The organism is Kitasatospora sp. A2-31 (assembly GCF_022288725.1).
Lineage (GTDB): Bacteria > Actinomycetota > Actinomycetes > Streptomycetales > Streptomycetaceae > Kitasatospora.
This window is the reverse complement of sequence record NZ_JAKNTA010000202.1, coordinates 1-1321: the sequence shown is the minus strand read 5'-3', so window position 1 is coordinate 1321 and position 1321 is coordinate 1. Positions and strand designations below refer to the sequence as shown.

Sequence of the window (1321 nt, the reverse complement as noted above, 5' to 3'; positions counted from 1 at the left end):
CCGCCGGTACCGCCGGCCGCGGTCACCACGGCGTTGAAGTCGCCGACGGCGTCCGTCATGGCGAGCTGGAAGTCCCGGGCCGTCATGGCATTGGCCTCCTCGGTCGTGCGGTACTTCGCGCTCAGCGACCGGACGCCGTCCCGCAGGTCGGTCAGCCCGGTCACCAGCGAGGCCAGCGCATCGCCGAAGTCCTTCTTCAGCCCGTCGTCGCCGTTGGGCCCGTTCACCTTGTTGCGCATCAGATTGGCGTGGTAGAAGGCGCCCGGGGCCACCGAGACGCCGTCCAGCGCGGTGATCACGGCGTTCATCGGCGCGATCAGCCGGTCGATGTTGGCGGCGAAGAGGTCCAGCGAGGGCGTGCTCACCGCGGTGCCGCCGGGTCCGGTGGCACCGTTGCGCGGCACGGTCGGCAGCAGGATCGGATCGGTGTCGCTGAACGTGCCGTGGCCGGCGCCGACGTGGGGGTCGCCGGTCCAGTGGTGGTCGCCGCCGGTCCCGGAGTCCGAGCCGGATTCGTCCCCGGTCCCGCCCCCTCCCCCGTAGTCGTTGTTGTTGATGTTCGGGTCGGAGGAGGATTCGTCGCGCTCCGACATGTCACTGGTCCCAGAGGCCCGCGCCGAACCGCTCACCGGAGTGGTAGGCGTCGTGGACCCCGCCGAGCGCGGTCGTCGCGTTCTGCGCCAGCAGGACCATGTCGGCCGCCGCGGCGTCCCAGCGGAGCTTTGCGGCGTCGTACGTGCTGCGGGCGTCGCTGCTCCACTCGCTCAGGTGCTGCGTGGTGCCGTCGTCCAGCTGGCTCAGGGTCTGCTGGAGCCTGCTGCTGATCGCCGACATCTCGCCGACGATGTACTCGACCTGGCTCATGTTGACGGTGTAGGTGCTCATGAGGTGACTCCTCCGGGGTGCGGGGCTGCGGCGCTACGGGAAAGGGGGCGGGCGGCTCAGAACCCGGGCAGCGGGGCGGCCATCCCCTTGCTGAGCTGGGAGGCCAGGTCGGTGGTGGCCTGGTGGGTGGTGTCGTAGCTGCCGGTGTTCGCCTGGAGCTTCTCCAGCATCAGGGCGAGCTGGCTGCGCACGGTGCCGAAGTCCTGCAGCCAGGTGTTCATCGCGCCGAGGTAGGTGCTGGACGCCTCACCGGTCCAACTCGCCTGCAGGGTCTCGATCTGGCTCGCCATCTGCGTGTAGGTGCGGTTCACCTCGTCCAGCGCGGTCTGGAAGTTGCCCTGGGCGGACAGCATCCCCTCGATGCTGACGGAGGTCGTCTGGTTGGCCATCGGCCGGTCCTCTCGGGAGTGGCGGGGCTGCCTGCCCCCCCCCCTGG

At 70.2% G+C, this 1321-nt stretch carries 3 protein-coding genes; all 3 read right to left on the bottom strand.

Translation table 11 applies throughout. The features are described 5' to 3' along the window. The coding region (locus MCM47_RS40890) for a hypothetical protein (protein ID WP_238951847.1) at positions 1-593 on the bottom strand (593 nt) is incomplete at its 3' end. A gap of 1 nt (position 594) precedes the next feature. Beyond that, positions 595-885, bottom strand: coding sequence for a WXG100 family type VII secretion target (locus MCM47_RS40885; RefSeq protein ID WP_238862090.1), 291 nt, complete (start codon positions 883-885; stop codon positions 595-597). Between the two features lie 56 nt (positions 886-941). Continuing rightward, a complete protein-coding gene (locus MCM47_RS40880) occupies positions 942-1274 on the bottom strand; it encodes a WXG100 family type VII secretion target (RefSeq protein ID WP_238862089.1) in 333 nt (110 codons plus the stop codon). Positions 1275-1321 lie beyond the last annotated feature (47 nt).